We start from the raw sequence: 24,073 nt of genomic DNA, 5'->3' as shown, positions 1-24,073 counted from the left end.
GGACGATTCGAACCAGATTTCGCTCGACCGTTACGACTACCTGCGGGCCGCCGGCCATGCCGCCCGCGGCCGTGCCGCCCTGGGTCCCGACCGGGATCGAGCCGCCGGCGGTGCCCTGCTGCGGCGTTGGCATGGCCGACACTTCGCCCGACACCACGGCGCGCAGCGTCTGCGCCACGCGGGTCGCCTCGGCATTCTTCAGGTAGACCACGTGGATGTTGCCGGCCTCGGTGGTCGCCTGGTCGAGCTTGACGATCAGCGCCTTGGCCATGTTCGCTTTCGCCGCCGACGGCGCCCGGATCACGACCGAATTGGTGCGTGGATCGGCCACCACCGTCACCCGGCCCGAGTCGCCGCCGGGCGCCGGCTCGAGCAGGCGGGTGGCGATGGTCGCGATGTCGCTGGCGATGCCATGACGGATCGGCACCACCTCGAGGTCGGCACCGACCGGGGAGTCGAGCGCGGCAATGATCTTGGACAGCCGGCGCAGGTTGTCGGCATAGTCGGTGATGACCAGGCTGTTATTGCCGGGGTCGGCCATGATCGAGTTGTTGGGCGAGATCAAGGGGCGCAGCACCGCGGTCAGGTTGGCCGCCGATTCGTAGCTCAGGTGGTACACCTGGGTCACGATCTGGTCGCCGCGCGCCTTGGCGCCACTGATCCCGATCTGGGTCGGCGAGGACTGCAGCTTGGCCTCGGCCTCCGGCACCACCTTGGCGAATCCTTCGCCGGTGACCACCGCGTAGCCCTGCAGGCGCAGCGCCGAGGTCAGCAGCTGGAAGGCCTGAGCCTTGCTCACCGGCTTTTCCGACACCACGCTGATCGTGCCCTTGACGCGCGGATCGATGATGAAGGTCATCCCCGTGTAATGGCCGATCGCCTTGATCACCGATTCGATGTCGGCGTTGACGAACGACAGCGCGGCGCCGCCGGCCGGCTCGCGGTTGGCCTGGGCCTGGGCCAGCACCGCCGTGGGCGCCAGGGAGGTGGCGGCCGCGCAGCACAGCACCGCGCCGGCCACCAGTCGTTGCAGGGAGCGCCGGGAGAGCGGATTGTGGATGGTCCTATTGGAGTTGTTTTTCATTATCTGAACTCTAACGCGATTATGTTTTTACCGTTCACCATGCGGCGCTGCCCCAGCAGGTTCAGCAGGTTGCCCAGCGATTCCTCGTAGCCGCTGGCAGCCTCGGCCTGGCCGGAAAACTGCAGGCGGCCGTTTTGCAGTGCGCCCGAACCGGACAGCAGCAGTGCGCCGCGCACCGTGCGCAGCGTCAGGTCGGCCTGTTGACCGTGCCAGTCCATGGCCATTTCGTAACTGCCCAGCGGTTTGATGGGTGACATGCGCGAGCCCATGTCCGTCATCGACAGCACCGTGTGCCCGATCACCGATACCGAGTTGGCCTGGCGCGCCAGCTCCAACGTGTTCCACGACAGCTTGATCGTGCCCGACGGCGCCAGCGTGTTGAGCGGCGCCCCCAGCCCGGCCAGCCCTTCGGCCGGCAGCAGCAGTTCGCCCGCCGACACCTGCCATTGCGACCAGCTGCCCCGGACCTGCACCGGATGCGACAACGCCTGCGGATTGGCCAGGTCGAAGCTGACGTGGCCCACCAGCACCAGCGGCGACAGGCGCCAGGCGAAGCGACCCGGCAGCAGCGGCGTGACCGATCCGCCCTCGCCCGGCGCGCCGCCGATGAATGCCGAGCCGTTCCACAGCGTACCCTGCGCATCCCCGAGAGTCAAACGGCCGCCGGTCTGCTTTTCGACCAGCGGCCCCAGCCATGCTGCAGGCAGGAACACCAGGATCGTAACCGCCACCGCCAGCACTACCAGCAGCAGCCACAGCAGTGCGCGCCTCATTGAGCGCCGCCCGTGCCCTGGGTCTGGCGCAGCGTGATGGTGGCATCCACCTGGCCGGCCACCGGCAGCGCGGTCACGGCAGCGTCCTGCACCGTGATCCGGCTTTCGCGCCGCTGCGCGTCCAGCCACGTGACCAGGTTGGCAAACGACACGTCATTGAATTGGATCTTGGCATATTCGCCGGTCAGCGACAGCGACTGCGGCTTGAGCCCGCGCGCGGCCAGGCTGGCGTGCAGCGAATCCTGGGTCATCGGGGTCACCTGCGGCACCGGCGCGTTTTTAAGCGCAGTGGCCTCCTGCGCCAGCGTCTGCATCACCGCGGCCTGCTGGCGCAGCTTCGGCAACGATTCGCTCAGCTCGGCGCGCCCCTTGATCGCGGGCGCCAGCAGCAGCATCCAGGCCAGCGCCAGCAGCACCACGGCGGCGCCCGCGGTCAGGTACTTGCGCTCCTGCTCGGTGCGCGCGCCCCAATAAGCCAGTGCGTGCGCGCGCAACTGGGCAGTCGTACTGGCAAAACTCATTGCTTGGCTCCTGTGCTGCGGATCAGCCAAATGGCCGTACCTGTTTCTTGCAGGCTCATATTGCGCGCGGCCAGCGCCGCCTGCAACTGCCTCGTCAAAGCGGGGTCGACGGTTTCGGGTTTGACCTTGATGCTGAGCGCGCGTTCCCGGTAATCCATTGATGCGATGCCGGGCTGGCGCGGCAGCGTTTGTGCCGCTTCGCCGTAGGCGGCGGCCAGATAGGTGAATTCGTCAGGCGCCACGTCGCCGGTGTTGGCGCGCGCACGCGAGATGTTCTGGCGCATTTGCAGGACCGGGTCGCTGACCGGCTCGTTCGGGTACACGCTGCGGAACGTGGTGTTGATCTGCTGGCGCACGGCGTTGGCCTCGCGCCGCAGGCCGATCCACTGCGCATTCAGGCCCACCAGGTTGATCACGACCGCCAGCAGGGCCAGGCGCAGCGGCCAGCGCCAGCGGCGCCAGTCGCGCGTGGGTGCGCCGGCCGCGCCCAGGCCGGGCACGAGGTCGAGCAGGACGCTTTTCGCGCCGGCGATCCAGTGCGGCCAGTCGGTGGCGGCCAGCCCGATGCCGGGGCCGGCCTCGCTGGCCAGCGCCTGGTATTCGCCCACTTGCCCGGGCGGCACGCACAGCAGCAGCGGCGCATCGCCGGCCAGCGAGCGCGCCGTCTGCAGCATGGACGCCGGGGTGCCGTCCAGCGCCAGGCCCAGGCCCTGGTACTGTCCCTGGCGCAGCGTCAGCTCGCCATAGCCGATCTCCACGGTGACGCTGCCCGGCTCGAGCGGCAGGCACAGCTGGAACGGCAGCGCCGTCACCGAGCGCGCGCCCTGCGCCAGCAAGGTGCGCACCAGCGGCTCGAGCCAGTCGCGCTGGGCCACGGCTACCGGGCGCGTGCCATCGGCCTGGGCCGGACCGGCCACCAGCACCGCGTCCATCGGGTCGCCCAGGATGTGTTCTTCGACCAGGCCAGGCAGCGCGGACTTCAGGCGCGCGCCTGACAGCGGCGGCACCGGCAGCATCAGCAGCGTGACATCGGCGCCGGACAGCAGCAGCACCACGCGCCGGGTGGCCGCGACCAGGTCGGTCAGGCTGCGCAGCACGGCCTCGCCCTGCTGCTCGATGCTGCCGTTGTCGGCCACCACCGCGAAGCGGCAAGGAGCGCCGTCGCCTTCTGCGCGGGCAGGATGGCGGATATAAAGTGTAGTCAAGCCGTCTCGCTTTCTTTTAGTATTCGTGCGTCCATTGCACGCTGGTGCCGTTCATGGTCACGTTCAAGCCGCTCAACGGACGGTTAACCAGCGATACTGAATCGAGCGCCGCGCGGTCGAGCCGGATATGGCTGTCGACCAGGAACCATTCGCTCTTGACGTCGGCAGTACTTTTCGGCAGGTCCTCTGCTCCCTTCACTTCCGTCTTGAAATGCTCGAAGTCGCGCCACGCCGCCTGCTTGCGCCGCACCAGCAGCGCGTTCGCCTGCGACACCGAAGTGTTCGGCAGCACCGCCGCCAACACCTCGGCCGGCGCCGTGTTCACGTTCACCGGCGTTGGCACGGGCAGCACGATCACGAACGGGCGCAGCTTCTCGATCATTTCCGGGGTAAAACCCTCCACCGCCAGCAGGTCCTCCACTTTCAGCAACTTCATCGTCTTGCTGGCGGGCGGCGTTTTCGCCTGGCCCGTCGGGTCCGGGCTCGTTATGCCATCTTGGCCGCCGTCCACCTTGCCGCCGTCCACCTTGTCATCTTTGCCTTGCTCGGTGTCCTGATCCAGCTTGGGCACGGGCGGCTGTGACGCTTTCACCAGATTGGCCGTGCGTGTTGCCAGCGCCGGGTTCAGCTGCAAGTTCTGCAGGAGCTTGCGAAACACGTTCACCGCATCATTCTGGTCGGTCCGGTCCTTGCTCCCCAAATTGGTGAGATTGTAACGCGAGGTGGCGTCGGTAATGGTTCCGGAAAGCGTGGCGTTGAAGTTTTCTCCCTCCACCCGTTCGCGCTCGATGTACTGGTCCAGGCGCGTTTCGGCCAGCGGCGTGGCCCACACCGCGTCCAGCGCCGTGTATTGGTTGTGGTCCATACCGTCCTGGCGCAGCACCAGCGTAGCCCAGTCGAGCGCGCCGCGCAGGATCCACTTGGTCTGCAGGTGCAGGCGCTGGTTCTCCATCGTGCGCACCTGCACCTGTTGTTGCCAGAACAGGCTGGCGACGATCGAAATGGCCAGTGTAGTCAGCAGCAGCGCGGTGACGATCGCCACACCGCCCTGGCGGGTCTTCATCCTCATTCTCATGGCTGTAGCAGGAAGGCCTTGGTCATCGGCGCCTCCAGTCCATTGACCTGCAACGCCACCTGCAGTCCCGTCGGCGGCAGCTGGACGCCATTGGTGCTGGACTGGGACATGTCGTGCCAGGTGTTGTTTTGGAAAACCAGCGTCTGCATGCCGGATACGCCGGGCTGCAGCGCCACCGGTGGCGTGGTATCAAGGTCGCTGATGGCCGCGTTCCACAGGCTGTCGAGCTGGGCCAGGTCGCGGGTGGCGACCGACTCGCGCCGCATCAGGGTGCCGTTGATGACCCGGTATGCCACCACCTGCAGGCGCGACGGCTCGTTCTCGTTGAACACGGTGCGCACCATGGTGATCCGGTCAGTGCCGGTCAGCAGGTATGGGCGCCGGTCGAGTATCTCCGGATTGGCGATGCGCTCGCAGTCGCTTTGCAGCTGCGCGAACGCGAGCTGCATGCCGCGCGTCGTTTCCATCTGCTCGGTCAGCGTCGTGCGCGCACGCACGATGCCGTCCAGCCCGCGCCAGCCGAGCACGGCGACGATCGCAAGAATGCTGATCGCCACCAGCAGTTCGACCAGCGTGAAGCCGGCGTGGCGTGCTCTGCCTTGGCGCATCATGACGGCGCCCTCGGCTGGCGCAGCACCAGCTGCACCAGCTTGACGATGCGCCGGTTCGGGTTCTCGATGTCGAACACCGAGACCTCGATGCGGCGCAGCAGCGGATTGGGACTGACGATCACTTCCTCCTGGCATACCAGATGCAGGTCGCCCTGCGGGCAGTCGAAGCCGTGCTTGCCGACATCGGGGAATTCCCGGTTCAGGCGGATCTGCACCAAGCGGTTCTCGGCCGACCAGGTCGCCATCATCGCGGTGCGCAGGCCGGCGCTGTTCTGGGTGAGGCTGCCGACGGCGCGCAGGCCCGCGCCCAGCGCGGTGCCCACGATCACCAGCGCCACCAGCACCTCGAGCAAGGTGAAGCCGCGGCTTGTTTGCTTGCGCATGCTCATTGCTCCACAACGAAATGGCCCACGCCATCGGCGTGGATGGCTACGCTGGCGTCACCGCTGGCCAGGGTCAGCACGAATGGCTTGTCGACCGGCTCGCGGCCGAACGTGATGCGCAGCGGGTTGGAGGCGCCTGCGGTGCCCGGATCGAGCAACAGCTGCAGCGGGGCGTTCTTGAAGCTGCGCTCGCGCAGCATGTCGTCGCCGGTGATCAGGTCCCAGCGCGTCTCGTTTTTCACGAGGAAGTGGTAGCGGTCGGAATTGGCTTCGAAGGTCACCAGCCGGTTGCGCACGATCGCCTCGTCACGCGCCAGTTGCAAGAGGAGCGCGATGCGCTGCGCTTCCTTCTGCAAGTCCTGGCGCGGACTCGGGACGGCGTTGAGCGTGGCCAGCCCAAGCGTGAGGCCGATAATGACCATCACGACCATCAGCTCCACCAGGGTGAAGCCGGAGACCTTGCGAGCTGCTTTGGTTGCCGGCATTGTGCCCTTGCTTATTGTTCCCAGTTGCCGATGTCGGCATCCTCGCCGGTGCCGCCCGACTGGCCGTCCGCGCCCAGCGAGAACACGTCGACTTCGCCGTGGATGCCCGGCGACAGGTACTGGTAGGGGTTGCCCCAGGGGTCCTTCGGCAGTTTTTCCAGGTAGCCGCCGGCGTGCCAGCCGTTGGCGGCCGGACCGCTGGTGGGCTTCTGGATCAGCGCCTGCAGGCCCTGCTCGGTGGTGGGGTAACGCTGGTTGTCCAGCTTGTAGAGCTTGAGTGCCGACATGATGGTCGAGATGTCGACCTTGGCCGCCGCGACGCGCGACTCGCCAGTACGACCCAGCAACTTGGGCACGACCAGGGCGCCCAGGATACCGATGATGACCACGACGACCATGATCTCGACGAGGGTGAAGCCGCGCTGGATAACCCGGCGCAATGGACGGTGTGAAACAATTTGCATAAGAGTTGTCTAGGCTAGGGTAAGAAAGGATGGATCAGGCTAGTAAAAGACCGAATGGCAGACAGCAGCCATCTAGCGACGAGTGAGTCATTGTAAGGCAGAGTAAGGCACTCTGCATGCTTAAAAGTGTGCCTACAAGCGTGCCTGAAAGTGTGCTGCAAAGCGGCTGGAACAGACCGGGCAAGTACCGTGACGCGCCACCCCGATACTGGTCCATTCCATCGCGCGGCCGTCCAGCAGAAGCAGGCGGCCGGCCAGCGAACGGCCGGTGCCCACGATCAGCTTCATGGCCTCGGCCGCCTGCAGCGAGCCGATCACGCCAGCCAGCGGCGCGAACACGCCCATGGTGCTGCAGGCCACGTCCTCGAACTTGCCGTCCTCAGGAAACAGGCAGGCATAGCACGGAGACTCGGGAAGCCTGGTGTCGAACACCGAGACCTGGCCATCGAACCGGATCACGGCGCCGGCCACCAGCGGTACCTTGGCCTGTACGCAGGCGCGATTGACTGCGTGGCGCGTAGCGAAGTTATCGCTGCAGTCGAGTACGACCGACGCGCTTCGCATAAGTTCCACCAAACGCGCCAGATCGGCACGTTCACGCAGCGCAACGACTTCGACCTCGGGGTTGATTTCATACAGCGCCTGCTTGCCGGACTCTGCCTTCGGCTGGCCGATCCGTGCCGTCGAATGCATGATCTGGCGCTGCAGGTTGGTCAGGTCAACCGCGTCGTCGTCCACCAGCGTGATACGGCCGACGCCGCCTGCGGCCAAATACATGGCCGCGGGCGAACCGAGGCCGCCGGCGCCGATGACCAGCGCATGCGCGGCCAGCAGGCGTGTCTGGCCCTCGATGCCGATTTCGTCAAGCAGAATGTGGCGCGAATAGCGCAGGAGCTGGTTGTCGTTCATGTCAGATCTAACAAGGCGTTCAGACCGGCGCTGCCGCGTCAGGGCGCAAAGATAGTCGAGGTAACTTAGTCTCAGCTTAAATCAACCTGCGGCGGCAGAGGATCGTAGGGTGCGCGGGGCCGCCGAGGACCTGTGCGCACGCGGTTCGCAAACGCAGCGCATTCACACAGCAGCCGAAAGCCCGCAGACGGTGTGACTGAAGACCCGGTTCTCACGGAAAGCAAACTCTGCTCAACCGTACCGCGTGCGCACAGGTGCGCACCCTACGACGTCAAGCCCCGCGCCCGCAGTCCTCTCCACGTGCCCACAGCACCTTACTTCGTCGGCGCGCCCTTCAATTCCGGCGGCTTGGTCTGGGTGCCGGGCACCGGCTTGACGTCACCCGACACGGCCGAGGCCGGCTTGAGGTCATCCGCTTCTACCTTGGCCAGCTTCACCGGCAAGCCCTTGAAATGGTTGATCGCCTGCGCCAGCTGGAAGTCGTCCTTGCCGCCAAACTCGAGCGGCTTGTGGTCCTTCAGCATGGCCAGCGCGCGCTGGTCTTCCTCCAGCTCGTGGCGCTTGGGTCCGCTGGCCGGGTCGCTCTTGCTGGTCTCGCTCGACAGATGATGGTCGAGGTCCGATTCGCGCACGCGCAGCGCGTTCAGGCCGTCGCCATTGGGCGTTTCGTCGACCATCATGTCGGGCACGATGCCGGTGGCCTGGATCGAGCGGCCCTTGGGCGTGTAGTAGCGGGCGGTGGTCAGCTTGACCGCGGTGTCGGCGGAAAGCTGGCGCAGCGTCTGCACCGAGCCCTTGCCGAAGGTGGTGCTGCCCATCACGATCGCGCGCTTGTAGTCCTGCAGCGCGCCAGCGACGATTTCCGATGCCGAGGCCGAGCCGGTGTTGACCAGCACCACCATCGGCACCGTCTTGAGCGCCGCCGGCAGCTTGGCCAGCGGGTCGCCCGACCGGGTCGCATAGTACTCGCGGCGTCCGTAGTAGGTGGCGTTCGAGTCAGGCAGCTGGCCCTTGGTCGAGACGATTTCCTCGTTCTGCGGCAGGAACGCGGTCGACACCCCGATCGCCGACGGCAGCAGCCCGCCCGGGTCGTTGCGCAGGTCCAGCACCAGGCCCTTGATGTTCGGGTTCTGGGCGTACAGCGCGCTGGCCTGTTTGGCCAGTTCCTCCACGGTCTCTTCCTGGAACTGGCTGATGCGCAGCCACGCATAGCCCGGCTCGACCATCCTGGCCTTGACGCTCTTGACGTGGACTTCCTCGCGCGTGACCGGCACCACCCACGGCTTGTCGTCGCCGCGGCGGGCAATGGTCAGCGTCACCTTGCTGCCCGGCTTGCCGCGCATCTTCTTGATGGCCTCGTCCAGGGTCATGCCCTTGACCGGGGTGCTGTCGATGCGGGTGATCAGGTCGCCCGGCTTGATGCCGACCCGGTAGGCCGGCGAATCCTCGATCGGCGAGACGATCTTCACGTAGCCGTCTTCCATCGCGACCTCGATCCCCAGGCCCACGAAGCGGCCGGCCACGCTCTCGCGCATTTCGCGAAACGCGCTCTGGTCGAGGTAGACCGAGTGCGGATCGAGCGACGCCACCATGCCCGAGATCGCCTCGGAGAGCAGCTTCTTGTCGTTGACCGGCTCGACGTAGTCGGTCTTGATCAGGCCGTAGACATCGGCCAGCTGGCGCAATTCGTCCAGCGGCAGCGGCGAATCGAGTTCCTTTTGCGCGAACGCGGAAAACTGGAACGAGGCGGCCACCCCGGCCACCATGCCAAGGCCGATCAGGCCCATATTCTTCAGTTTGTTGCTCATGTTTTTCGCTGCCTTAGATCGTGGTGGGCGCCGGGCCCGGAACAACGTTCTTCAAGCCGCCCGAACAAACAAGGTGGCCCCATTTGCCGATCAGAACTTGATCCAGCCCGCCGGGTCGAACGCCTTGCCGAGATGTCTTAGTTCAAAGTATAGACCCGATTCCTCGTTACCGCCGGTGTTGCCTGCGCTAGCAATCACATCGCCCGCCTTGACCCGGTCGCCGGGATGCTTGAGCAGGGTCTGGTTATTGCCATAGACCGACAGGTAGTCGCCGCCGTGGTCGATGATGATCAGGTTGCCGAAGCCGCGCCACCATTCGGCGAAGATGATCCGCCCGCCCGCCACCGCATGCACCTCGGTGCCTTCCGGCGCCTTGATGAACATGCCCTTCCAGCTCGGGCCGTCGCCGCGCTTGGTGCCGAAGCGTGCCGCGATCTTGCCTGCGATCGGCGAACTCATGCGCCCACGCAGGCTGGCAAAGGCGCCGTCCGGCGCCGCCGGCCCCAGCGTGACCTCGGCCTGCTGCGGTTCTGGCTTGGACGCCGGCTTGGCCTCTCCGGCCAGCTTCGGCTCGTCCGGCTCCGGCTTGACCGGCTTGCTGCCCGGCTTGGCGTGCTGCTGCGCCAGCCGCTCGCGCTCGGCCTTCGCCTTGGCGGCCGCCTCCGCTTGCGCACGCGCCTGGGCTTCGGCCCTGGCCTTGGCGGCCGCCAGCTCGGCCTGGCGCCGTTTCTCGGCCTCGGCCTGCTCGCGGATCAGGCGCGTGAGGCGGTCGACCAGCGCGCCCATGCGCTGCTCGTCGCGCTCCAGGGTCGCGGCCTGCTTGTGCTGGGCCGCCAGCCGCGACGACAGGTTGGCCAGCAATTGCGCGCGGCGCGCCTTTTCCTTCTCCAGCACGGCCTTCTGGTCGCGCTGCTCCTGGGCAATGTCTTCCAGGTCGTCCTTGGCGCTCTGGGTCTTGTCGCGGTTCGCCTCGACCTGCGCCAGGTTGCTGCGCAGCGAATCGAGCAGCCGGGCCTGGGCCTGCGACACATAGGCCATCAGCTGCAGGTCGCGGTTGATGCGGTTCGGGTTGTCGCCGGACAGCAGCAGCTTGATGCGGTCCTCGTTGCCGGCCACGTAATGTTCGCGCAAGAGCCTGGCCAGCTGCTGCTTTTGCGCGGCAATGGTCTGCGCCAGGCGCGCCTGCTCGTCTTCCAGCTCGCGCAGCCTGGCGTTGGTCTGCGCCTGCTCCTCGGCCAGGTCATGCAGCGCCCGGTTGGCTTTCGAGATCGCCTCTTCCGACGCGGCCAGCTCGTCGGCGGCGTCATCCTTGGCGTCCTCGGTGCGGCTGATGTCCTTTTTCAGCGCCGTCAGCTTTTGCTGGATATCGGCGCGCGCCGCCTCGGCGTCGGCCTTTTGCTTGGTACGCTGCGGGGTACGCGCGTCGGCGACGCCGGCGCACAGCAGCAGGCCGCACAGCAGCGCGCTGGCGGCCGACTTCGTCGTCAGGACAGCCAAGACTTACCTGGCCTTCCCTTGGTTGGCCACGGCGGCCACGGCGGCGGCAATCGCCTCCGGGTCGCCCAGGTAGTAATGGCGGATCGGCTTCAAGTCCTCGTCCAGCTCGTACACCAGCGGCTGGCCGTTGGGGATGTTCAGGCCGACAATGTCTTCGTCGCTGATGTTGTCGAGCATCTTGATCAGCGCGCGCAGGCTGTTGCCGTGGGCCGAGATCAGGATCTTCTTGCCGGCGCGGATCGCCGGCGCGATCTCTTCATTCCAGGCCGGCAGCACGCGCGCCACCGTGTCCTTCAGGCACTCGGTCAGCGGGATCGACGCTGGCGGCAGGCAGGCGTAGCGCGGATCGGCGAACGAGGTGCGCGGATCATCCGCCTCCAGCGCCGGCGGCGGGGTGTCGTAGCTGCGGCGCCAGACCAGCACCTGCTGGTCGCCGAACTTGGCCGCGGTTTCGGCCTTGTCCAGGCCCTGCAGCGCGCCGTAGTGGCGCTCGTTCAGGCGCCAGTCGTTCCTGACCGGCAGCCACATCATGTCCATTTCGTCCATGGCCAGCCACAGCGTGCGGATGGCGCGCTTGAGCACCGAGGTGTAGGCCAGGTCGAAGGTGAAACCGGCCTCGCGCAGCACGCGGCCGGCGTTCTTGGCCTCCGCAATGCCTTTGTCGGTCAGGTCGACGTCGGTCCAGCCGGTGAAGCGGTTCTCCAGGTTCCAGGTGGATTCCCCGTGGCGCATGAAAACGATCTTGTACATAAGTCTCTCGAGAATAAGTGCGAAAAATGTCCGGTCCGACTTCTATTTTATAATGCATGGATTCACTTCAACCATCGGAAGCTTTGTGAAATTTATCATCGACCATATCTTCGTAGTGGCCATCGCCGTATTGTCCGGTGGCGCACTGTTGTGGCCAGCCCTGCGCCCGGCCGGACGCCGCGCCACCGCGCTGCAAGTGACCCAGATGCTCAACCGTGGCAAGACCATGCTGGTCGACGTCCGCAGCACGGATGAATTTGCCGCCGGGCATTTGCGCGACGCCAAAAACATTCCACTGGCAGACTTGTCATCCAGGATTGGCGAACTGGACAAGGCAAAGACCCGCACGGTGGTGGTGGTCTGCCAGAGCGGCGCCCGTTCGGACAAGGCCGCGCGGCAACTGGCCGCCGCCGGGTTCGCGGACGTCTACAGCCTGGAAGGCGGCATTGCCGCGTGGCAGGCAGCCGGTCTGCCGGTCACCAAGTAATCGAAGAAAGGAAGTACTATGACTGCCCATGTTGTTCTCTACCACACCGCCAGCTGCCCGTACTGCGTGCGCGCCGAGCGCCTGCTTGAAGCCAAGGGCGTGACCGAGATCGAGCGCATCCGCGTCGACCTCGACCCCGAGCAGCGCCAGATCATGATGCAAAAGACCGGGCGCCGCACGGTGCCCCAGATCTACGTGGGCGACACCCATGTCGGCGGTTTCGACGACCTGTATGCGCTCGATCAGGCGGGCCGCCTCGATCCCCTGTTAAATGGCGCCTGAGCATGCTTCCCGGGGCGGGCGACAACCGCTATTGCAAGCGAATTGATTTTGCTACAATAGTCGATGCGGCCACGTGCCCCGTGCTGCACGCCCCGGGCACGGCGCCCCGGCTCTACAAGCACCCGAACGGCCCTCGCCGTTCTTTTTACATTTAACGAAAGCGTTCCATGGCTGACGAAAACCTGCAACCTGTATTCCAAATCCAACGAGTCTACCTGAAGGACATGTCGCTGGAACAACCGAATTCCCCGGCGATCTTCCTCGAGCAGGAAGCCCCGACCATCGAGGTATCGCTGGACGTCGGCGCCGAGGGCATTGCCGATGGCATCTACGAATCGACCGTGACCATCACCGTGACCGCCAAGGTCAAGGACAAGGTTGCGTTCCTGGTCGAAGGCAAGCAAGCGGGCATCTTTGAAGCACGCAACATCCCGGCCGAGCAGATGGATCCGCTGCTGGGCATCGGCTGCCCGAACATCGTTTATCCTTACCTGCGCAGCAACATCGCCGACGTCATCACCCGTGCTGGCTTCCCGCCGGTGCACCTGGCTGAGATCAACTTCGAGGTGTTCTACCAGCAGCGCCGCCAGGCAATGGCTGAAGCCGCCAACGCCGGCCAGCCGCAGTAACACGACTTTCGACGGGACATCCCGGCCCGCCAGGGCGCATTCGGCCCGCGGGCCGGATGCGCCCTTGTCTCATCCGGCGTCGACTTCTTCCAAACCAGCCCGCCATGCCCGTTTTCCGACCGATCGCAAGCCTCCTCCTGCTGCTGGCAGCCAGCCACGCCCTCGCCTTCGATTTCCGCACCATCGGCGCGCCCACCGCGATCCTGTACGACGCGCCCTCGCTCAAGGGCGGCAGGCTGTTCATCGCGCCGCAAGGCATGCCGGTCGAGATCGTGAGCACCTACGGCGACTGGTCCAAGGTGCGCGACGCCAGCGGCGACATGGCCTGGCTCGAAACCCGTTCCCTGTCGGCGCGCCGCAATGTCGTGGTGCGCGTGGCGAGCGCCCGGGTGCGCGCCAATCCCGACGACAACGCGCCGCTCGTGATGACGGCTGACAAAGGCGTGCTGCTGGAACTGGTCGACCCGCAGGCCGGCGCCTGGGTGCGCGTGCGCCACCGCGACGGGCTGGCCGGCTACGCCAAGGCGTCCGACCTGTGGGGCATCTGACCCCGGCTATCAATGACTGATTCAAAACACCCTCACAAGATCACCGTCCTGGGCGCAGGCGCCTGGGGCACCGCGGTCGCGATCGCGCTGGCCGCGCGCAACGACGTGCTGCTGTGGGGCCGCAACGCCGATGCGATGCGCGCCACCGAAGCGGCGCGCGAGAACCTCGAATATCTGCGCGGCCTGGCGCTGCCGCCGCGCCTTGGCGTCACGGCCGACTTCGACGCCGCGCTGGCGCATGTGACCGCGGCCAAGCCTGACGAGCAGCCGCTCCTGATCGCCGCCTGCCCGGTGGCCGGCCTGCGCCCGCTGCTCGAACAACTCAAAGGGCGCGCGATTCCGAACATCGTCTGGCTGTGCAAGGGCTTCGAGCACGGCACCGGCCTGCTGCCGCACCAGGTGGCGCGCGCGGTCCTGGGCGACGCCGTGCCCGCCGCCGCGCTGTCCGGCCCCTCGTTCGCCCAGGAAGTCGCGCGTGGGCTGCCGTGCGCGCTGACCGTCGCATCGAACTCGGAGGCGCTGCGCGAACGCGTGGTCTCGGCGGTGCACGGCGGCAGCATCCGCGTCTACTCCTGCGACGACCTGGTCGGCGTCGAAGTGGGCGGCGCCGTCAAGAACATCCTCGCGATCGCAACCGGTGTGGCCGACGGCCTGGGCCTGGGGCTGAACGCGCGTGCGGCCCTGATCACGCGGGGCCTGGCCGAAATCACGCGGCTGGGCACGACGCTGGGCGGCAAGCCCGGCACCTTCATGGGCCTGACCGGAATTGGCGACCTGCTGCTGACCTGCACCGGCGACCTGTCGCGCAACCGGCGCGTCGGGCTGGCGCTGGCGCAGGGCAAGCCGCTGGATACGATCGTCGCCGAACTGGGCCACGTGGCCGAAGGTGTGCCATGCGCACAGGCGGTGCGCGAACTGGCGCGCAAGCTGGGCGTGGACATGCCAATCACGAACGCGGTGGCTGGCGTGCTGTTCGACGGCGACAATGCCGCCGACATGGTTGGCAAGCTGCTGGCGCGTGACCCGCGCGACGAACTAGCGTAGGAGGCGTAGGGTGCGCACCCGTGCGCACGCGGTACGTATGCCTGCCAGCGCCAACGATATTCAACCGTACCGCGTGCGCACAGGTGCGCACCCCTACGACTTAGAACGCGATCACGAAGCGCGCACCCGCTCCCACCGCCCTCGCATAGCGCACGGTGCCGCCATTGGCGTGCACCAGCTGCCGCACCATCGCCAACCCGATCCCGCTGCCATGCGCCTTGGTCGAGAAGAACGGCGTGAACAACTGCGCGATCAGCTCGTCGGGCACGCCAGCACCGTTATCCGCCACCTCGATGCGCAAACGACCACCCCGCGCCAGCCGCGCGCTGAGCTGCGCCTGCGGTGCGGCCACACCAGCGGTGGCATCCGACGCATTCCTGAGCAGGTTGAGTATCGCCTGCTCCAGCTGGCCCGGATCGGCCACCAGCTCCAGCGATGCCGGCGCCACCATTACCTCGAGCCGTCCGCCGCGCGCGCGCCAGTCGGCGCCAAGCAAGGCCTCGATCCGGGCAAACAGCTCCGCCACCCTGACCCGTTCAGGCCGCGGGGCAGGAATATTCGACAGGCTGCGGTAGCTGCCCACGAAGTCAGCCAGGCTGCCGGAACGGCGCGCGATCGCGTCAAGCGCCGTGGACAGGTCGGCCAGTGCCTCGGGCGGCAGCGCCGGCCGCAGTTCGTCGAGCAGGTCGCCGGCAGTACGCGACAACGAGGCGACCGGCGTGAGCGAATTCATGATCTCGTGGGTCAGCACGTGCACCAGCCGCCGCCAGGCCTGCAGCGCCTCCGCCTCCAGCTCGCTTTCGACCGGCATCAGCGCCGCCAGCCGCTCGGGCTGGCCATGCAGGTTCAGGGCCGACACCGCGACCAGCGCCCGCTCGCTGCCACGCTCGGTCTCGAAATGGATCAGGACGCGGCGCTCGACCGGCAGTGCCGCAAGCTGGCGCATCAGGCCGTCGGGATCGGATGCCCGGCCCGGCGCAAGCAGGCGGCGCGCGTTGCCGTTGTGCGCCAGCACCTGGCTGGCCGGACTCGAAGGCACGATCCGAAACAGCGCGACCGGTGCATGCTCCAGGCGCGCCTCGAACGCCAGCGCGGCATCTGGCGTCTGCCCGGCGGATGGCACGGCCGGTGCTGCCAGGGGCGCAGGCACAGCGAGCGACAGCCGGCGCAGGCAGCTATGCAAGCTTGCTGCGATGGGCAACGCACACAAGCCGCACAACACGACCAGGCGCGGCGAACCCCAGGCCACGCTGGCGGCGCCAGATAGCGCCATCAGCGCCGCCACGCAGGCCAGGACTCCCGACTTGAGCCGGCGTTCAGATGCCATGCTTGCCAAGCTTGCGGTACAACGCTGCGCGGCTCACGCCGAGCATGCGTGCCGCCTGGCTGACATTGCCGCATGCCTGGGCCAGCGCGGACGCGACCGCGTCGCGTTCGAGCTCGCCGAGCTTGAGCGGCCCGGCTGGCGGGCATGGTGCTGCGGGCATTGGCGCCTCCAACTGTCCGGACAACCCGAAATCGTCATAACCGTATTCATCGCAGCTTGCCAGGATCACGGCGCGTTCGCACGCGTGGCGCAGCGCTCGCACGTTGCCCGGCCACGGGTGCGCGCACAGGCGCGCAAGAGTCGTATCGATCATGCCCCGCGCCGGCCGCTGGTACTGGCGCTCGTAGTGGTGCAGATAATGGCGCAGCAGCGCCGGAATGTCCTCGCGCCGCTCGCGCAGCGGCGGCACGCGGATCACGATCGTGTTCAGCCGGAACAGCAGGTCGGGCCTGAACACGCCCGGATCGAACAGGCGCGCCTCGCTCAGGTTGGTGGCACTGATGACGCGCACGTCCACCGGTTCGGGACGGTCCGTGCCAAGCGGCGTCACCTCGCGCCGTTCGAGCGCGGCGAGCAGCTTGGCCTGCGCGGGCAGCGGCATGTTGCCGATCTCGTCGAGGAACAGCGAGCCGCCGCACGCGGCCACGAAGCGGCCTGTGCGATCGCTCCTGGCGTCGGTGAACGCGCCCTTGCGATGGCCGAACAGTTCGCTCTCGAAGGTCGATTCGGGCAGCGCGCCCATGTCGACCGCGAGGAAGGTGGCGCCGGCGCGGCGCGACGCATCGTGCACCGCACGCGCCACCAGCTCCTTGCCGACGCCGTTCTCGCCCAGGATCATGACGTTGGCCTCGGTCGGACCGACGCTGGCGATGGTCGCCTTTACGCTGCACATCGCGGCGGAATCTCCCAGCAGCGATGACATCCCCGGCGCTGCAGCGGAGCGTGTGGCCGTGCGCCGCGCCAGCGCGCCGTCCACTGCCGCCGCCAGGTGCGCATTGTTCCACGGCTTGGTGATGAAATCGGTGGCGCCGCGCTTGAGCGCCTCCACCGCGAGCGGCACGTCGGCGTATGCGGTCAGCACGATCACGGCCGGCGGCGCGGCTTGCGCGAGCAGCGTGTCGAGCACCGCCAGTCCCTCGGCGCCGTCGGTGCGGCCCGGGCTGAAGTTCAGGTCGAGCAGGACCACGTCGGGCACGCCATCGGCCAGTGCGGCGGCAAGCTGCGCTGGCGCGGACAAGACCTGCACGCGTGCGCGGCGGCGTAGCAGCAACTGCGCGGCGCAGGCGACATCGGCATCGTCTTCGAGGATCAGGATGTGGGCGGACGGGTCGGCCATCAATCGCTTCAAGGTCAGGTTGGTCGCCGCATTCTAGCAGCAGCCCGCTTCGATGCGGCAAGCCATATTGCAGGTGTCCGCAAGCGAACACATGCACCTGTTCGGATCCGGACAGGTGCAGGTGCGGCAGCCGTTCCACCCCCTTGGCGGGGCGCTGGCACGGTGTTTGCAACGATGGTGGCATGAGCAATCGAGATCTGCACCCTTCCCTTCACCCGCCGCCCGCAACCGGCGCCGCCATGGACACCATCGTGCCGCGCCGCCGTGGCAAAAGGATCGCTTACGCCCTACTTGCCGCCTGCGCGCTGATGGCAGTGGCCTGGGCCGGCTGGTCCGCGCTGCCGCGCGGGCTGCGCGTGCCGGCGCGCGACGTGCGCATCGTTGCGGTCGAAAATGGCATCTTCCGCGACGACGTGGTGCTGCGAGCCAGCGCCGAGCCGCTCAATTCGGTGATCCTGGATGCCGTCGAATCCGGCCGCGTCGAGGAAGTGCTGGCGCTGGACGGCACGCTGGTCGCCAAGGGCGAGCTGCTGTTCCGGCTGTCGAACCCGCAGCGCAACCTGGAACTGCTGGCGCGCGAAGCCGAGCACGCGCAGCAGATTTCCAACCTGTCCAACCTTCGCGTGACGCAGGAAGCGGCGCGCACCGATCACCAGCGCCGGATCGCCGACCTTCAATTCGCGCTCGCGCAGGCGGAAAAGCAGCATGCGCGCAACGTGACGCTGGCCGAACGCGGCTTCCTGTCGTCGGCGGCGCTGGAGGAATCGGGCGACCGCCTCGCACAGCAGCGGCGCGCGCTGGCGGACGAACAGGCGCGCAGCGCCACCGAGGCCGAGGTCCGGCGCACGGCGCTGGCCCAGATGGGCAACGCAGTGGACGGACTGCAGGCGGGTCTGAAGCTGGTGCACAGCGCGGTCGATGCGCTCGCGGTGCGCGCGCCCGTCGCGGGTCGGCTCACCGACTTTCGCCTGCAGGTTGGCCAAAAGGTGCGGCCCGACCAGAACATCGGCCGCATCGACGACCCGCGCCTGTTCAAGCTGGCCGCGCAGATCGACGAGTACTACCTGGGACGCGTCGCCGTGGGCCGTCCCGCAACCGTGCGCCACGATGGACGGACCTATCCGGCCCGGGTCAGTGCGGTATTCCCGCAGATCCGCGAGGGGCGCTTTGCCATCGAGCTGTCGTTCACCGAAGCGCAGCCGGCCCGGCTCAGTCCCGGCCAGGGGCTGGACGCGCAAATCGCGCTGGGCGAGGCGGCGCGCGCCATGCTGCTGCCGAACGATGCCTTCGCCATCGACAGTGGCGCGGCCTGGGTGTTCGTGCTCAAAGCCGACGGCACGACTGCCGTGCGGCGCGCGATTCGGACCGGACGCCGCAACGACCGCCAGATCGAAGTGCTCGCCGGGCTTGCTCCCGGTGAGCGCGTGATCGTTTCAAGCTATGCTGCGTTCGCGCGTGCACAGCAGCTGCAACTGACCAACTAAGCCAACAATCAAGGAGTCCCTATGCTCAAACTCGCAGGCGCCAGCAAGGTCCACGTGGCCGGCGAAGTACAGACCCGCGCACTCGACCGGATTGACCTGGAGATCGATGCGGGCGAATACGTCGCGATCACCGGCCCATCCGGCTGTGGCAAATCCACCCTGCTCAGCCTTCTCGGCCTGCTCGACGTACCCAGCGATGGCGAGTACTGGTTCGAAGGGCAGAACGTGGCCGGCTGGAGCGAGGCGAAATTAAACGGCCTGCGGCGCGGGAAGATAGGCTTCATCTTCCAGAGCTTTAACCTGATCGAGGAGCTGTCGGTGTTCGAGAACGTCGAGCTGGCGCTCGAATACACCGGGACCGGCGCACGCGAGCGGCGCGAACGGGTCGACGCGATGCTGGACAAGCTGGGCATCGCGCACCGCGCGCGGCACCGGCCATCGCAACTGTCTGGCGGCCAGCAGCAGCGGGTGGCGATCGCACGTGCGCTGGTGGCCGGCCCGGCCCTGCTGCTGGCCGACGAACCGACCGGCAACCTGGACACCGCGCACGGCGACGAGGTGATGCGCCTGCTGCGGGACATCAACGCCGACGGCACGACCGTGGTGATGGTCACCCACTCGCCCGCGCACGCGGCCCAGGCCTCGCGCACCGTGCGCCTGCTGGACGGGCGCATCGTGGTCGACGCGCTGCAGGCGGCCTGACGGAGACACGCCATGCGACTGAACGATCTGCGCATCGGCTGGCGCCAGCTCGCCGCCGAGCCGGCCTATTCCGCGGTGGTCATCGCCGGGCTGGCGGTCGGCTTTGCCGCGTGCTTCCTGCTGCTCGGGTATGTGCGCTTCAGCCTGGGCTACAACAGCCATGTGCCGGATGCCGAACACGTGTTCGTGATCAAGCAGAAGAACAACATGTTGCCGCGTCCCGAGTGGCAAGCGAGCGCCCCACACGCGCTGCGCGATGCGATCAAGCACAGCGCTCTGGCCGTGACGGTGTCGGCGTCCAGATCACAGGACATGACCGCGCGCCTGGACTCCGGGCTGTTTCCGCTGTCTGTGCTTGCCGCCGATACGGAATTTGCGCGCATGTTCGGATTGCGGGCAATGGCTGGCGACCTGGCCACCGCCGTCACGCGGCCGGACAGCATTGCTCTGTCGGAGTCGGCCGCACGCAAGATGTTCGGCGAGAGGCAGGCGTTAGGCAAGACGCTGATTGTAGGCGGCGAGACCTTGCGCGTCGCCGCAATCATGCGCGACATGCCCGCCAACAGCAGCCTCGTGTTCGATGCGCTGCGCAGCGAACCTGCGCTCTTACCCGACAGCGGTGACTGGCGCGCATGGACCAACGCCGGGCTGTTTGTCCGGCTTGGCGGCGGCGTTGACATCGAGACGGTGCTGCGCGTGGTGCGCGACGCGTATGCCCGCTCGCCGGCCGAAACGCGCATGCCCGAGGCCATGCGCGCGAAGCTCCCGAACCACACATCAATCGAGTTCCGCGCGGTGCCGCTGGCCGACCTGTATTTCGATCCCGATTTCCGCGGCAGCCGCGCTGCGGTGAGCTACGGGAACCGCGACATGGTGATCGGTTTGGCGGTGCTCGCTCTGTTGGTGCTGCTGCTGGCCGGGATCAACTACGTGAACCTGGCGACTGTGCGCACGCTGCGCCGCCAGCGCGAAATCGGCGTGCGCAAGGCGATCGGCGCCAGCCGATGGCAAATTACACGCCAGTTCATGGCCGAGTCGCTGGTGGTGTCGATGACGGCGACCGTGCTCGGACTGCTGCTGGCCTGGCTGCTGCTGCCCCTGTTCTCCGACCTGATGAACCGCCAGCTGGACGGGCTGTTCACGCCGGCGAACCTGCTGGGCGGCCTCGCGTTTGGGATGCTGACCGGTCTCGCCGCTGCCGCCTATCCGGTCTGGATCGCACTGCGGGTGCGTGCCGGCGAATCGCTGCTGGGCCGTGGCACAAGCGAGACGCCGCACGGGGCACAGGTGCGGCGCGTGCTGACCGTGTTCCAGTTTGCAGTGGCGATGGCCTTGGGTGGCGGCGCACTGGCGGTCGCGTGGCAGACCCGTTATGCAAGCAACGCCTATCCGGGCTTCGACCCGGAACCGCTACTCGTGTTCGACCTGCCGGAGGGTACCGCCCCGGCCGCGGCGCGCGCGTTGCGCGAGCGCATCGCCCACCTGCCCGGTGTTGCCGGGGTGGCCGGCATATCGGAAGCGATCGGGCGCGATGATTACAAGTTGACGTGGTTGATGCGCACGCGGCGTGGTGACAGCGTGGGCATCGAGCTGAAAAACGTCAGCCCGGAGTTTTTCGATGTCTACCGCGTGGGTCCTGCACTCGGGCGCGTGTTCCATGCTGGGCAGGACAAGGTCGACGACCGCAAGGTGGTGATCAATGCCAGCGCCGCCCTCACGCTCGGATTCGATTCTCCGGAGGCAGCGGTCGGGCAACCGATGCCGGACGATACGGGCACGATCATCGGGATCGCGCCGGACCTGCGCTTTAACACGCTGCGCCATGTGCCACAACCATTGCTCTACCGGCTGGACGAAAAAACTATGGACGACACTCTGGGCGTGGTCACGGTTCGGATCGATGGCGACAAGTCGCAGGTCGCTTCCGCCATCACGGCGCTGTGGCGCCAGACCTTCCCCAACGCTATCCTCGACCTGCAAAACGCGCGCGACCTGTTCGCGCCCAATTACGCGAGCGACCGGCGCCTGGCCCTGGCGCTGGGCCTGGCCAGCGCGATCGCGACCGCGCTGGCCGCGTTTGGCATCTACGTGCTGTCCGCCTATCAGGTGCAGCGGCGCGCCAGGGAGATCGTGCTGCGCAAGCTGTACGGCGCCGGGCGACGCCAGATCGGCCAACTGGTCGGGCGCGAGTTCGCTCTGCTGGTGGGGATCGGCGCGCTGATCGGATTGCCGCTGGCGGCGCTGGCCAAGGCGCGCTACCTGGCCGGGTTCGTGGAACGCGCGCCGATGGGCGCATGGCCGCTCGCCGCCGCCTTCGGGTTCGCCGCGCTGGTGGCGCTGGCGGCCTGCACGCGCCACACGCGCGCCGCGATGCGCATCGCACCGGCGCGCGCGCTGCGCGACTGAGAACTGGAGAGGAGTACCATGCACCTGAATGATCTGCGTATCGGCTGGCGGCAGTTGGCCGCCGAGCGCGCCTATTCCATTGTGGTCATCGCCGGGCTGGCGATCGGCTTTGCCGCGTGCTTCCTGCTGCTCGGGTTCGTGCGCTTTTCCCTGGGCTACAACAGCCATGTGCCCGACGCCGGGCGCGTGTTCGCAATCAAGCAGAAGAACAACATGATGCCGCGCCCCGAATGGGAAGCACGCGCCCCGCGCGCGCTGCGCGATGCGATCAGGCAGAGCGCTCTGGCTGTGACGGTGTCGGCCTCCAGGGCACAGGACATGACTGCTCGCGTGGATGCCGGACTGTTCCCGCTGTCTGTGCTTGCCCCCGATACGGAATTTCCGCGCATGCTCGGCTTAAAGGCAGTAGCTGGTGATCTGGGCACCGCCGTCACGCGGCCTGACAGCATTGCGCTGACCCAGTCCGCCGCACGCAAGATGTTCGGCGAGGGGCAGGCACTAGGCAAGTCGCTGATCTTGGGCGGCGAAACGGTCCGCATCGTCGCAATCATGCGTGACATGCCCGTCAACAGCAGCCTTGTGTTCGATGCGCTACGCAGCGAACCTGCGCTCTTACCTGACAACAGCGACTGGCGGGCATGGACCAAGGCCAACCTGTTCGTGCGGCTTGGCGGCGGCGTAAGCATGGAGGCGGTGCTGCGCGTGGTGCGCGACGCGTACGCCCGCTCGCCAGTCGAAACGGCAATGCCCGAGGCGATGCGCGCCAAGTTCCCGAACCACACATCAACCGAATTGCGCATTGTGTCGCTGGCCGACCTGTACTTCGATCCCGATTTTCAGGGCAGCCGAGCTGCGGACAGCTACGGGAACCGCGACATGGTGATCGGGATGGCGATGCTCGCTCTGCTGGTGCTGCTGCTCGCCGGGATCAACTACGTGAACCTGGCGACCGTGCGCACCCTGCGCCGCCAGCGAGAAATCGGCGTGCGCAAGGCGATCGGCGCCAGCCGGTGGCGCATCGCACGCCAGTTCATGGCCGAGTCGCTGGTCGTGTCGATGACGGCAACCGTGCTCGGTCTGCTGTTCGCCTGGCTGCTGCTGCCACTATTTTCCGACCTGGTGAACCGCGAGCTGGACGGACTGTTCACCCCCCCGAACCTGCTGGGCGGACTCGCGTTCGGCCTGTTGACCGGGCTTGCCGCGGCCGCTTATCCGGTCTGGATCGCGTTGCGGGTGCGCGCCGGCGAATCGCTGCTGGGCCGTGGCACGAGCGAGACACCGCGCGGAGCACAGGTGCGGCGCCTGCTTACCGTGTTCCAGTTCACGGTGGCGATGGCCCTGGGGGGCAGCGCACTGGCGGTCGCCTGGCAGACCCGTTTTGCCAGCAATGTCTACCCCGGCTTCGACCCGGAGCCGCTACTCGTGTTCGACCTGCCACCAAACGCCTTCCCGGCTGACACCTTCGCGGCTGAGGCGCGCGCCTTCCGCGAGCGCATCTCCCACTTGCCCGGTGTGGCCGGTGTGGCCGCCGTATCGGAGGCGATCGGGCGCGATGGTTTCAAAAGCGTCGGGGCGGTGCGCACGCGGCGCGGCGACCGCCAGGGCATCGAACTGAAGGGCGTCAGTCCGGAGTTTTTCGACGTCTACCGCGTGGGCCCGGTGCTCGGGCGCGTGTTCCATGCCGGGCAGGACAAGGCCGGCGACCCCAAGGTCGTAATCAATGCCAGCGCCGCCCTGGCGCTCGGATTCGACTCTTCCTTGGCAGCGGTCGGGCAACCGATGCCGGACGGTGCGCGCACGATTGTCGGGATCGCACCGGACCTGCGCTTTAACACCCTGCGTCAGGTGCCGCAGCCGTTGATCTACCAGCTGGATGAAGAAAACACCCGCGGCGTGGTCACGGTTCGGGTCAATGGCGACAAGGCGCAGGTCACTTCCGCCATCACGGCGCTGTGGCGCCAGACCTTCCCCAACGCTATCCTGGAACTGCACAACGCTGGCGAGCTGTTCGCGCCCAACTACGCAAGCGACCGGCGTCTCGCCCTGGCGCTGGGCCTGGCCAGTGCGATCGCGACCGCGCTGGCCGCGTTTGGCATCTACGTGCTGTCCGCGTACCAGGTGCAGCGGCGCACCAGGGAGATCGTGCTGCGCAAGCTGTACGGCGCCGGGCCGCGCCAGATCGGGCAACTGGTCGGGCGCGAGTTCGCGCTGCTGGTGGGGATCGGCGCGCTGATCGGATTGCCGCTGGCGGCGCTGGCCAAGG

24 protein-coding genes are annotated in these 24,073 nt (G+C 67.2%); 9 read left to right on the top strand and 15 right to left on the bottom strand.

Annotated elements, in window-relative coordinates; genetic code table 11:
• The 13 genes from E4O92_RS04820 to gpmA form a co-directional block, all read right to left on the bottom strand.
• Positions 1-1,084, bottom strand: a 1,084-nt coding sequence (locus tag E4O92_RS04820) for a secretin N-terminal domain-containing protein (RefSeq protein ID WP_307721739.1), incomplete at its 3' end; no start/stop codon positions are given.
• On the bottom strand, positions 1,084-1,857 hold the full coding sequence (gspN, locus tag E4O92_RS04815; RefSeq protein WP_135188613.1) for a type II secretion system protein N: 774 nt from the start codon (positions 1,855-1,857) through the stop codon (positions 1,084-1,086). The genes E4O92_RS04820 and gspN, both read right to left, overlap by 1 nt.
• A complete protein-coding gene (locus tag E4O92_RS04810; protein ID WP_135188612.1) occupies positions 1,854-2,378 on the bottom strand; it encodes a type II secretion system protein M in 525 nt (174 codons plus the stop codon). Before E4O92_RS04810 ends, gspN begins: the two co-directional genes overlap by 4 nt.
• Positions 2,375-3,583 carry a type II secretion system protein GspL gene (gene gspL, locus E4O92_RS04805; RefSeq protein WP_135188611.1) on the bottom strand — a complete coding sequence of 403 codons (1,209 nt, stop codon included), beginning with the start codon at positions 3,581-3,583 and terminating at the stop codon, positions 2,375-2,377. The genes E4O92_RS04810 and gspL overlap by 4 nt, the downstream gene beginning before the upstream one ends.
• 16 nt (positions 3,584-3,599) lie before the next feature.
• The gene (gene gspK, locus E4O92_RS04800; RefSeq protein WP_229483063.1) at positions 3,600-4,646 is read right to left on the bottom strand and encodes a type II secretion system minor pseudopilin GspK; all 1,047 of its coding nucleotides are present in this window, start codon (positions 4,644-4,646) and stop codon (positions 3,600-3,602) included.
• A gap of 8 nt (positions 4,647-4,654) precedes the next feature.
• On the bottom strand, positions 4,655-5,269 hold the full coding sequence (locus tag E4O92_RS04795) for a PulJ/GspJ family protein (protein ID WP_307721738.1): 615 nt from the start codon (positions 5,267-5,269) through the stop codon (positions 4,655-4,657).
• Positions 5,266-5,652, bottom strand: coding sequence for a type II secretion system minor pseudopilin GspI (gspI, locus tag E4O92_RS04790; RefSeq protein ID WP_370659992.1), 387 nt, complete (start codon positions 5,650-5,652; stop codon positions 5,266-5,268). Before gspI ends, E4O92_RS04795 begins: the two co-directional genes overlap by 4 nt.
• A gap of 2 nt (positions 5,653-5,654) precedes the next feature.
• A complete protein-coding gene (locus tag E4O92_RS04785; protein ID WP_135188609.1) occupies positions 5,655-6,137 on the bottom strand; it encodes a GspH/FimT family pseudopilin in 483 nt (160 codons plus the stop codon).
• 11 nt (positions 6,138-6,148) lie between these two features.
• On the bottom strand, positions 6,149-6,601 hold the full coding sequence (gspG, locus tag E4O92_RS04780; protein WP_135188608.1) for a type II secretion system major pseudopilin GspG: 453 nt from the start codon (positions 6,599-6,601) through the stop codon (positions 6,149-6,151).
• 132 nt (positions 6,602-6,733) lie between these two features.
• Positions 6,734-7,510, bottom strand: a complete 777-nt coding sequence (locus E4O92_RS04775; RefSeq protein ID WP_135188607.1) for a HesA/MoeB/ThiF family protein — start codon at positions 7,508-7,510, stop codon at positions 6,734-6,736.
• Positions 7,511-7,824: 314 nt separating this feature from the next.
• Positions 7,825-9,318, bottom strand: coding sequence for a S41 family peptidase (locus E4O92_RS04770; RefSeq protein ID WP_135188606.1), 1,494 nt, complete (start codon positions 9,316-9,318; stop codon positions 7,825-7,827).
• Between the two features lie 90 nt (positions 9,319-9,408).
• Entirely contained in the window at positions 9,409-10,806 is a 1,398-nt protein-coding gene (locus E4O92_RS04765; protein ID WP_370659993.1) for a murein hydrolase activator EnvC family protein, read from the bottom strand.
• A gap of 12 nt (positions 10,807-10,818) precedes the next feature.
• Positions 10,819-11,565 carry a 2,3-diphosphoglycerate-dependent phosphoglycerate mutase gene (gene gpmA, locus E4O92_RS04760; RefSeq protein WP_135188605.1) on the bottom strand — a complete coding sequence of 249 codons (747 nt, stop codon included), beginning with the start codon at positions 11,563-11,565 and terminating at the stop codon, positions 10,819-10,821.
• A gap of 85 nt (positions 11,566-11,650) precedes the next feature.
• Between gpmA and E4O92_RS04755 the strand changes: the two genes are divergently transcribed.
• From E4O92_RS04755 to E4O92_RS04735, 5 genes are all read left to right on the top strand, one after another.
• Positions 11,651-12,052, top strand: coding sequence for a rhodanese-like domain-containing protein (locus E4O92_RS04755; protein ID WP_135188604.1), 402 nt, complete (start codon positions 11,651-11,653; stop codon positions 12,050-12,052).
• A gap of 18 nt (positions 12,053-12,070) precedes the next feature.
• On the top strand, positions 12,071-12,334 hold the full coding sequence (gene grxC / locus E4O92_RS04750; RefSeq protein WP_135188603.1) for a glutaredoxin 3: 264 nt from the start codon (positions 12,071-12,073) through the stop codon (positions 12,332-12,334).
• Positions 12,335-12,501: 167 nt separating this feature from the next.
• Entirely contained in the window at positions 12,502-12,963 is a 462-nt protein-coding gene (gene secB, locus E4O92_RS04745; RefSeq protein WP_135188602.1) for a protein-export chaperone SecB, read from the top strand.
• Between the two features lie 104 nt (positions 12,964-13,067).
• Entirely contained in the window at positions 13,068-13,511 is a 444-nt protein-coding gene (locus E4O92_RS04740) for an SH3 domain-containing protein (protein ID WP_135188601.1), read from the top strand.
• A 12-nt stretch (positions 13,512-13,523) separates the two neighbouring features.
• Complete coding sequence (locus tag E4O92_RS04735) at positions 13,524-14,555, top strand: NAD(P)H-dependent glycerol-3-phosphate dehydrogenase (protein WP_135188600.1); 1,032 nt, start codon at positions 13,524-13,526, stop codon at positions 14,553-14,555.
• A gap of 100 nt (positions 14,556-14,655) precedes the next feature.
• Here E4O92_RS04735 and E4O92_RS04730 read toward each other — a convergent pair whose 3' ends face one another.
• On the bottom strand, positions 14,656-15,882 hold the full coding sequence (locus E4O92_RS04730) for a sensor histidine kinase (protein ID WP_135188599.1): 1,227 nt from the start codon (positions 15,880-15,882) through the stop codon (positions 14,656-14,658).
• Positions 15,872-17,218 (bottom strand): sigma-54-dependent transcriptional regulator, encoded by a 1,347-nt coding sequence (locus E4O92_RS04725; protein ID WP_135188598.1) that lies wholly within the window; start codon positions 17,216-17,218, stop codon positions 15,872-15,874. The genes E4O92_RS04730 and E4O92_RS04725 overlap by 11 nt, the downstream gene beginning before the upstream one ends.
• Positions 17,219-17,400: 182 nt before the next feature.
• On the opposite strand from E4O92_RS04725, the gene E4O92_RS04720 reads away from it, so the two are divergent.
• From E4O92_RS04720 to E4O92_RS04705, 4 genes are all read left to right on the top strand, one after another.
• Positions 17,401-18,702: an efflux RND transporter periplasmic adaptor subunit gene (locus E4O92_RS04720; RefSeq protein ID WP_229483061.1), complete on the top strand. Its 1,302-nt coding sequence runs from the start codon at positions 17,401-17,403 to the stop codon at positions 18,700-18,702.
• 21 nt (positions 18,703-18,723) lie between these two features.
• On the top strand, positions 18,724-19,404 hold the full coding sequence (locus E4O92_RS04715; RefSeq protein ID WP_135188597.1) for an ABC transporter ATP-binding protein: 681 nt from the start codon (positions 18,724-18,726) through the stop codon (positions 19,402-19,404).
• A 12-nt stretch (positions 19,405-19,416) separates the two neighbouring features.
• Positions 19,417-21,810: an FtsX-like permease family protein gene (locus tag E4O92_RS04710; RefSeq protein WP_135188596.1), complete on the top strand. Its 2,394-nt coding sequence runs from the start codon at positions 19,417-19,419 to the stop codon at positions 21,808-21,810.
• Between the two features lie 18 nt (positions 21,811-21,828).
• Positions 21,829-24,073 (top strand): FtsX-like permease family protein (locus E4O92_RS04705; RefSeq protein ID WP_135188595.1); only part of this gene is annotated, 2,245 nt, incomplete at its 3' end.

It is taken from the genome of Massilia horti, from assembly GCF_004614195.1.
In the GTDB taxonomy this organism is placed as follows: Bacteria; Pseudomonadota; Gammaproteobacteria; order Burkholderiales; family Burkholderiaceae_D; genus Telluria; species Telluria horti.
This window is presented reverse-complemented; position numbering and strand designations above follow the sequence as displayed.